Consider the following 431-nt stretch of genomic DNA (forward strand, 5'->3'; position numbering starts at 1 on the left):
TTTCCGGAGAGGGCTGTCATAGAATCGCTAATAAGTTAAATGAAGAAGGCATTAAAACGGTTACCGGAGTAAAATGGGATTCGGCAACAATCAGGAATATGTTAAAAAACGAAAAGTACAAGGGTGACTTTCATATCCAGAAGTATTATACACCTGATAATGTGAAAAATCGGTCGCATAAAAATGATGGAGAAGTAAAAAGCTATTATGTGACAGAAAATCATGAAACGATAGTGAGTGAGGAAGAAAGGCAGCAAGCACATGAGATGATGGTAAATCACATAATTAAAAAGAACATTCAGACCGGGGATAACAAATAACAGAAAAGATATACCTTGAGTGGAAAACTGGTATGCCCGTATTGTGTAAGTAAATTAAAGCGCAGATACGTGTATAATAAAAAGTTGAATGGCATTGTTCAAAATATATTA

General features: G+C 34.8%; 1 protein-coding gene. It reads left to right on the top strand.

Going from position 1 to position 431, the window contains the following annotated elements; all coding sequences use genetic code 11:
* On the top strand, positions 1-320 hold a 320-nt coding region (locus KJQ99_RS09850; protein ID WP_214150732.1), incomplete at its 5' end, for a recombinase family protein.
* Positions 321-431 lie beyond the last annotated feature (111 nt).

Source organism: Campylobacter sp. 2018MI13 (genome assembly GCF_018501135.1).
Classification (GTDB): domain Bacteria; phylum Campylobacterota; class Campylobacteria; order Campylobacterales; family Campylobacteraceae; genus Campylobacter_E.